This window comes from Caldicoprobacter sp., assembly GCF_047459465.1.
Lineage (GTDB): Bacteria > Bacillota > Clostridia > Caldicoprobacterales > Caldicoprobacteraceae > Caldicoprobacter.
In genome coordinates this window covers 1-6,525 of record NZ_VSCO01000103.1, presented here as the reverse complement: position 1 = coordinate 6,525, position 6,525 = coordinate 1, and the positions used below count along the sequence as shown (strand labels likewise).

The window sequence follows — 6,525 nt, the reverse complement described above, 5'->3', positions numbered from 1 at the left end:
ACTAGAGGGGAGACCCTCTGGGAGAGTAGGTCGTCGCCGGAGTTCAATTTTAAAAACCTGGTCAAAAGCCAGGTTTTTTATTTTTTACGCAATCTTAACACGGACGATGAATCATTTTATAATTATAATTAAGATGCCCGGAATACATTATATTGAAGATGTTTTGATGCACATAATCACCAATAAGGTATTGCGTGCAGGTAACACTGCGAAGCACAATGAAATGCTCTTGGGGGCGTTGAATGACCTTTCAAAGAGGGTTGATGCAATTTGTATGGCCCAGGTATCAATGTCTGTATTAGAACCGTATCTTACAGATATGCCGGTACCCGTATATAACAGCGGCCGAACAGGGTTCGAAAGGGTTAGTCAGATGCTTGAAGAAATGAGCTAAGAGTTCGAAAAAGTACCATATCTTGAGGCTATCGCTGTTGAGAACAAGGAAAACGATGAACTTATGATATAACAACACATTTTTGTATTTGTATTGACAAAAGATTAAAATCTGGTTAGAATTAGAATAAAAGGTAATCGGTTTCCTAAATTACAAGTTAATAATGTATTTCCTTCTAAAATCTGAGGGGGTACCCCTTTTTGAGGTGAAATATACATGAAAAGGTTGGGGGCAGCCATTATAGGCTGCGGCAGTATACATCGGGTGCATGCGGATGCCATAGCTGCGAGCGAGCTGGGCCGCCTGGTATGCGTGGTTGACATAGTTGAAGAGCGGGCCCGGGCCTCTGCAGCAAAATACGGATGTCGATGGTACGTCGATTATCTGGAAGCTATTAATGATGATGAAGTAGATGTGGTACATATATGCACACCTCATTACTTGCACGCTTCTATGGCCATTGAAGCTGTAAGAGCTGGTAAACACGTCTTGGTTGAAAAGCCGGTTGCCATATCTGTAAGCCAAGCGCAGGAAATGGTGCAAGAGAGTAAAAAGCATGGGCGTTATATAGGGGTATGCTTTCAAAATCGCTTTAATCTTGAGGCTCAAAAGGCTAAAGAAATCATAGACAGTGGCGTAATAGGAGCTGTCAAAGGAATAAAGGGGTTAGTAACCTGGTTTAGAACCAAGGAATATTATACCCAAAGCGGATGGAGAGGGCGGTTTGCCACAGAGGGTGGCGGCGTGCTCATAAATCAGGCTATTCATACCCTTGATCTTATGCAGTGGTTGGGCGGGGGGGTAAAGGCTGTAAGGGGAAATGTATCTACTTATCTTCTAGGTGATGTGATCGAGGTGGAGGATACTGCTAATGCTATTTTATTTTTTAAAAACGGAGCGCGGGGCATTTTTTATGCTACCAACTGTTATACTACCAATTCACCTGTGGAGATTGAGATAGACTGTGAGAAAGGTAGGCTGAGGATTTACGATGGCACGCTGATTATGGAGCAGGATAATAGCTGCAGGTGTATAGTCAATGAAAAGGTCAGAGATACGCCATATAAGTCTTACTGGGGCAAAAGCCATGCAGTTTTAATTAATGAATTTTATCAAGCGGTGTTAAGCGGCAATCCAGCGCTCATTATCTCTGTTGAAGAGGCTATGGAGTCCTTAAAGATAATTGACGGTATTTATAAGTCCTCTTCTACAGGGAATGTGATAAACATCAATTGAAATTGAAGGGTTTTTAAATTGGAGGGATTTCTATGAATAAGCCAAGGGTAGGGGCTCAGTTGTATACCATCAGGCAGTTTACCAAGACGCTTGAAGACATCGCTGCCAGCATGAAAAAGATAAAGGAGATAGGATACAATGCCGTCCAGGTATCAGCGTTTGGTCCTGTAGATCCTCACAAAGTAAAGGATATCATGGATGCGGAAGGTCTGACTATTTGCGCTACTCACATAGGATACGACAGATTGAAAAATGACTTGCAGGGAGTAATTGAACAGCATAAGCTGTGGAATTGCAAGTATGTAGGTCTAGGAGCCATGCCACCCGAATATGCTAAAAGCGCTGAAGGATACGTGAAATTCGCCAAAGAGGCATCGGAGATTGCCCGTGTATTGGCGGATAACGGATTACGGTTTATCTACCACAACCATAACTTCGAGTTTATGAAATTTGATGGAGTGACAGGTTTGGAAATCCTTCTCAATGAAACTGATCCGGAAGTGTTTGATTTTGAAATTGATACATACTGGGTACAGGCCGGAGGCGCTAACCCCGTTGAGTGGATCAAGAAGGTCAAGGGAAGGATGAAGGTGGTTCATTTTAAGGACATGGGCGTTGATAGCAACAGACAGCAGGTGATGACAGAGGTGGGCGAGGGCAACCTCAATTGGCCCGACATCATAGATGCCTGCGTTGAGACGGGCGTTGAGTGGGCCATGGTGGAACAGGATGTATGCCAGAGGGATCCATTTGAGAGCCTGGCCATAAGCCTCAACAACCTCAAGAAGCTGGGGCTTAACCCTTGAGCTTCAAAATACCGTTGATTGAGGAGGCGAGGAGGATGAGCAAATTTTTACTTTCAGCTTTTGCCGATGAGATTGATCCTGATTTGAAGGTGCAGATGGACGTACTGGAACAACACGGCATTGGGTACATAGAAATGAGGGGAGTATACGGAAGGAGCATCGTCGAGTATTCGTTAGATGAGGTAAAGGATATAAAGAGGAAGCTGGATGAGAGGGGATTTAAGGTTTCGGCTGTGGGTTCTCCCATAGGCAAGATAGGGATACTGGACGACTTTCAGCCGCACCTTGAGCTGTTTAAGCACACCATCGAAATCGCCAAGATATTGGAAACAGGCTATATCAGGATGTTCAGCTTCTATATCCCACGGGGAGATGACCCTGCAAAGTACAGGGATGAAGTGCTGCGCAGGTGGGAGGAGTTTATAAAGGTAGCTCGTGGGACGGGGCTTACCCTGCTCCATGAAAACGAAAAGGGCATTTACGGCGATACCGCCGAACGCTGTCTCGACCTCATGGAGGCATTGGGCTGCGATTATGTGAGGTTCACGTTTGATCCGGCCAATTTCGTGCAGTGCGACGTGGAGACCTACCCCCATGCATTTAACCTGCTGAAGGACTACATAGCTTACATGCACATCAAGGATGCTCTATACAGCAACCACAGCGTGGTGCCTGCGGGATACGGCGATGCCAGGGTAAAGGATATACTTGCCGAGCTGTATGATATGGGCTATGAAGGCTTTTTGTCCATAGAACCCCATCTGGGCAAGTTTGCAGGGCTTGAGCAATTGGAGCAAGGCATGGTGGATCCAAACCTGCCGGAGGGCGGGCCAAGGCTGTTTGGCGTTGCCGCAAATGCGTTGAAGAAAATACTGTCGGAGATTGAAGGGAGGGCATAAACCATGGATAAAGTGAGGATAGGCGTCGTCGGCATAGGAAACATGGGTACGGCCCATGCCAAGTATTTGGCAGCTGGGGATATACCCAACGCTGAGCTTACTGCCGTGTGCGATATAAATCCCAAGAGGCTTGAATGGGCCAAGAACAACCTGGGACAGCACATTAAGCTATTCGATAACGCCGAGGCCATGTTTGAGTCGGGGACGGTGGATGGCGTCATCATCGCCACGCCCCATTACGATCACCCGCCTTTGGCCATCAGCGCCTTTAAGCGGGGGCTGCACGTGCTCATCGAGAAGCCCGCTGGGGTTTATACAAAGCAGGTAAGGGAAATGAACGAGGTGGCCCAAAAGAGCGGCAAGGTCTTTGGCATCATGTACAACCAGAGGACCAACCCCGTATACCAGAAGTTGAGGGACCTTATAAAGTCGGGTGAGCTGGGCGAGATCAAGCGCATCATCTGGATCATCACCAATTGGTACCGTTCGCAGAGCTATTATGATTCGGGTGGTTGGCGGGCCACCTGGGCCGGGGAAGGCGGCGGCGTGCTCATAAATCAATGCCCCCACAATCTTGACCTGTGGCAGTGGATATGCGGGATGCCGAAACGGGTGAGAGGTTTTTGCTATTACGGCAAGTACCATGACATAGAGGTCGAGGATGACGTCACCGCCTATATGGAATACGAAAATGGTGCTACAGGCCTGTTTATAACCACCACTGGCGAAGCGCCCGGGACCAACCGCTGGGAGATTTCCGGGGATCGTGGCAAGATAGTGGTGGAGGACGGAAAGCTTACCTTCTGGCGCCTGCGCGTTCCCGAAAGGCAGTTTAACAGGGAATACAAGGGCGGTTTTGGTGCACCCGAGTGCTGGAAGTGCGAGGTCCCGACGCCGGGCACTGAAACGGCCCATAGGGGAATTACCGCAAACTGGGTAAATGCCATACTTAAGGGTACCCCGCTTTTGGCGCCTGGCGTAGAGGGGATCAACGGCCTGACCATATCAAATGCTATACATCTCTCATCGTGGTTGGATGAGTGGGTGGAAATCCCGTTTGACGAGGACCTCTTCTATGAGAAGCTAAAGGAAAGGATACAGACCTCTAGGTTCAAAGGCAATAATAAAGAAGATAGGGTTTTGGACGTGGAAGGAACCTATTAATCATGAAGCGATAGGCCCTCCTGTGTTGATCGGAGACCAACGTTTTAAATTCGGTGAAGGAAGGCGTGGATTTTGTCAGGGATGTTGCTCACGACCACGTGAAGCTGCTGGCCGATTTTTACCACATGCGCAGGGAAAATGAGGACATGGACGCGCTGCTGAGTGCCTCCGACCATCTGGTGCATCTCCATATAGCCAACAGCAATGGACGGGTATGCCCTCTTGAAAGAACGGAGGATATATATGATACCTTCTTTGAAAGATTGAAGGAAATTGGGTATCAGGGGCGCATAAGCATAGAGGCTCGCATTGAGGATGTTGACAGGGAAGCGCCGATTGCTTTGGCGCTTTTAAGGGAATTGAGCAAATGAGTTTAAAAGGGGAGAGACTTATGGATTCCAGGGAGATAGTTATAAGGACGCTGAACTATGATAACCCAGAAAGGGTTGCCAGGTCCTTCTGGGGTTCGGATCTAGTATGGTGCGGCAATACCGTGAAAACCTATGCCACCGGCTGGAAGAAGGTGGGCGAAAACCGCTGGGAGAGGACCGATGAGTGGGGCAATACGTGGGCAAGGCTTGACTCTACCTCCAAGGGTGAAGTGGTAAAGGGCGTACTGGAGGATGTCGAGGATTACACCGATTTTGAGTTTCCCGATTTTTCAAACCCCGATGATTATTTACCCGTGAAGGAGTGCAAGCAAAAGCATCCCGATAAGTGGATAATAGGGGGGATGCCCGGTTTTACTTTTAACATAGCTAGGAAGCTTTTCAAGCTCGAAAACTACCTCGTCAAGTTGATGCTGGAGACCGAGAAAATACACAAGCTACATGATAAGATTGACGATATGCTGGTGATATGATCGTCAATTATGCCAAGGCTGGCGTCGATAGCGTGATGTTCCCGGAAGATTGGGGCTCTCAGACCCAGCTTCTTATAAACCCCAAGCTGTGGTACCAGGAGTTTTATCCGCGCTTTAAGCGGCTGTGCGACGTAGCCCATGAGTGTGGCATAAAGGTCTTCATGCATTCTTGCGGTGCCATAGGCGCCATAATCCCTGGCCTTATCGAAGCGGGCATTGACCTGCTGCAGTTTGATCAGCCGACCCTGCACGGGATCGATAATCTGGCATCCTATCAGGAAAAGGCCAAGATTACCTTCTGGTGTCCAGTGGACATCCAAAAGACGCTGCAGACCAAGGATGAAGAGAAGATAAGGGCCGAGGCCAGGGAACTGCTGGATAAGCTGTGGAAGGGTAGGGGCGGCTTTATCGCGGGCTATTATTCTGACAATGCCTCTATTGGCCTGGAGCCAAAATGGCAGGAATATGCCTGCGATGAGTTTGTAAAGCGCGGCCGCAGGGAAAACTATGTTTAAGATTGTAAAAGGGTATTTAATAGAAATTGAGAGAAATATAAAGTAAAAGCGAGAAATTTTTAGGTATATTCGTATTACTATTTTATACGGTTTATATGCAACGAATATGTGTATTGAATTTATCATGTGTGATGGATTATAATTATTCCTGCTTGATGATTGAGATGGGCCATTAGCTCAGCTGGTAGAGCACCTGACTCTTAATCAGGGTGTCCGGGGTTCGAGTCCCTGATGGCTCACCATGGTACCAAGGCCTAGAAGGTCTTGGTACTTTTTATTTATACTGCTGATGCAGTTTTAAAAGGGGTGCTTGGTGTGGATAGGTTTGAGCTTACCAGGGAAGAAAGCGTTTTGATGGTCATAGATATACAGGAGCGGCTGGCAGCTGTGATGGAAAGGCGCCAGCAGGTAGTGCGCAATGCCCAAATCCTCATCTCTGCAGCTCAACGGCTTGGCATACCCATCATAGTGACCGAACAGTATCCCAAGGGACTAGGGAAAACCGTAAAGGAACTGAGCGATATGCTGGGTGATTTCCATGCCTTTGAGAAGCTGTCCTTTTCGGCATACACCCCGGAGGTTGCCTCGGAGCTTGCCAAATTGGGGCGTAAAAAGGTGATGATATGCGGTATGGAGACCCATGTGTGCG

General features: G+C 47.8%; 7 protein-coding genes, 1 tRNA gene and 2 pseudogenes. All 10 read left to right on the top strand.

Annotated features, from left to right (window positions below; all coding sequences use genetic code 11):
• Positions 1-394, top strand: a pseudogene (locus tag FWJ59_RS07090) (hypothetical protein); the annotation flags it as partial.
• A gap of 216 nt (positions 395-610) precedes the next feature.
• On the top strand, positions 611-1,630 hold the full coding sequence (locus tag FWJ59_RS07085) for a Gfo/Idh/MocA family protein (RefSeq protein ID WP_414481253.1): 1,020 nt from the start codon (positions 611-613) through the stop codon (positions 1,628-1,630).
• 32 nt (positions 1,631-1,662) lie between these two features.
• On the top strand, positions 1,663-2,436 hold the full coding sequence (locus tag FWJ59_RS07080) for a sugar phosphate isomerase/epimerase family protein (RefSeq protein ID WP_414481252.1): 774 nt from the start codon (positions 1,663-1,665) through the stop codon (positions 2,434-2,436).
• A 35-nt stretch (positions 2,437-2,471) separates the two neighbouring features.
• Positions 2,472-3,335, top strand: coding sequence for a sugar phosphate isomerase/epimerase family protein (locus FWJ59_RS07075; protein WP_414481251.1), 864 nt, complete (start codon positions 2,472-2,474; stop codon positions 3,333-3,335).
• A 3-nt stretch (positions 3,336-3,338) separates the two neighbouring features.
• Positions 3,339-4,499 (top strand): Gfo/Idh/MocA family protein, encoded by a 1,161-nt coding sequence (locus tag FWJ59_RS07070; protein ID WP_414481250.1) that lies wholly within the window; start codon positions 3,339-3,341, stop codon positions 4,497-4,499.
• Between the two features lie 44 nt (positions 4,500-4,543).
• Positions 4,544-4,870: pseudogene (locus FWJ59_RS07065) on the top strand (sugar phosphate isomerase/epimerase family protein); the annotation flags it as partial.
• Between the two features lie 20 nt (positions 4,871-4,890).
• Complete coding sequence (locus FWJ59_RS07060; RefSeq protein WP_414481249.1) at positions 4,891-5,361, top strand: hypothetical protein; 471 nt, start codon at positions 4,891-4,893, stop codon at positions 5,359-5,361.
• On the top strand, positions 5,358-5,876 hold the full coding sequence (locus tag FWJ59_RS07055) for a uroporphyrinogen decarboxylase family protein (protein WP_414481248.1): 519 nt from the start codon (positions 5,358-5,360) through the stop codon (positions 5,874-5,876). The genes FWJ59_RS07060 and FWJ59_RS07055 overlap by 4 nt, the downstream gene beginning before the upstream one ends.
• Positions 5,877-6,042: 166 nt before the next feature.
• A tRNA-Lys gene (locus FWJ59_RS07050) sits at positions 6,043-6,118 on the top strand.
• Between the two features lie 73 nt (positions 6,119-6,191).
• Positions 6,192-6,525, top strand: a 334-nt coding sequence (locus tag FWJ59_RS07045; RefSeq protein ID WP_414481247.1) for an isochorismatase family protein, incomplete at its 3' end; no start/stop codon positions are given.

What these genes read in the sequence shown, in the direction of transcription:
- FWJ59_RS07080 (WP_414481252.1), top strand. Translation starts at nt 1,663, where the DNA reads ATGAATAAGCCAAGGGTAGGGGCTCAGTTGTATACCATCAGGCAGTTT.
- FWJ59_RS07085 (WP_414481253.1), top strand. Translation starts at nt 611, where the DNA reads ATGAAAAGGTTGGGGGCAGCCATTATAGGCTGCGGCAGTATACATCGG.
- FWJ59_RS07055 (WP_414481248.1), top strand. Translation starts at nt 5,358, where the DNA reads ATGATCGTCAATTATGCCAAGGCTGGCGTCGATAGCGTGATGTTCCCG.
- FWJ59_RS07075 (WP_414481251.1), top strand. Translation starts at nt 2,472, where the DNA reads ATGAGCAAATTTTTACTTTCAGCTTTTGCCGATGAGATTGATCCTGAT.
- FWJ59_RS07070 (WP_414481250.1), top strand. Translation starts at nt 3,339, where the DNA reads ATGGATAAAGTGAGGATAGGCGTCGTCGGCATAGGAAACATGGGTACG.
- FWJ59_RS07060 (WP_414481249.1), top strand. Translation starts at nt 4,891, where the DNA reads ATGGATTCCAGGGAGATAGTTATAAGGACGCTGAACTATGATAACCCA.